This is a genomic window from Micromonospora sp. KC723 (assembly GCF_004348595.1).
In the GTDB taxonomy this organism is placed as follows: domain Bacteria; phylum Actinomycetota; class Actinomycetes; order Mycobacteriales; family Micromonosporaceae; genus Micromonospora.
In genome coordinates this window covers 1-1,088 of record NZ_SMKD01000278.1, presented here as the reverse complement: position 1 = coordinate 1,088, position 1,088 = coordinate 1, and the positions used below count along the sequence as shown (strand labels likewise).

The 1,088-nt window shown below is 70.7% G+C and carries 1 protein-coding gene; it reads right to left on the bottom strand.

Annotated features, from left to right (window positions below; translation table 11 throughout):
* On the bottom strand, positions 1–982 hold a 982-nt coding region (locus E1165_RS28625), incomplete at its 3' end, for an IS481 family transposase (protein ID WP_132394794.1).
* Positions 983–1,088 lie beyond the last annotated feature (106 nt).

The window sequence follows — 1,088 nt, the reverse complement described above, 5'->3', positions numbered from 1 at the left end:
TGTTCTGCCCAGAGAGGTTGGGGACGCGGCTGGCTGGTGGGTGGCCGCCGAGTGCGGTGTGCGCGCGGTGGTGATTGTAGGCGTGGAGCCAGGCGGGGAGAGCTGCCCGGCGGGCGGCTTCTGAGGAGTACGCCTTGGCGTAGGCCCACTCGTCGGCGAGGGTGCGGTGGAACCGTTCGACCTTGCCGTTGGTCTGGGGCCGGAAGGGGCGGGTCTTCTTCACGCTGATGTCGGCCGCGCGGAGGGTGTCGCGCCAGAGGAACGACTTGTAGCAGGAGCCGTTGTCGGTGATGACCCGCCGGACGGTGATGCCATGGGAAGCGAACCAGCTCTGCGCGCGACGCCAAAAGGCTGCGGCGGTGTCCTTGCGTTCGTCTTCGAGGATCTCGGTGTAGGCCAGCCGGGAGTGGTCGTCGATGGCGGTGTGCAGGTAGGCGTAGCCGATGACCGGGTGGCAGTTGCGGCGGGCTTTCGTGCTGGCTCGGCTGTTACGGTCACCGCGGGCGCGGCCGTGGATGCGCCATCCACCGCCGTCGGGGATGTTGCCCAGCTTCTTCACGTCGACGTGGACCAGGTCGCCGGGCGCGGCGTGCTCGTAACGGCGCACCGGCCGCCCGGTGGCCCGGTCCAGGTGCGCCAGCCGGGCCACCCCGGCCCGGCGCAGCACCGCGTGACACGTCGAGGCCGCCACGCCGAGCCGGCCGCCGATCCGCGCCGGCCCCCACCGCCGCTTCGCTCGCAGGTGCAGCACCTTCCGCTCCACCGGCGCCGGCGTCCGTCGCGGTGACCGGTGCGGACGGCTCGACCGGTCCACCATCCCTGCCGGCCCCTCGGCGCGGTACCGGTCCGCCCACCGCTTCGCCGTAGTCGGACTGACCTGGAACCGCTCAGCCGCCCGCCGCAGCGGCCAACCGTCATCGACCACGCAGCGGGCAAGACGCAGCCTGCCGCGTTCAGTCAGGGGTGCGTTAGCGTGTGGCACGAGGACCTCCGAGACGGTGTGGAACCTTCGACAAGCTCCACCTCACCCGGAGGTCCTCACCTATTTCAAGATCCCAGCCCTGTCACCAACGTCCATGGGCAGAACA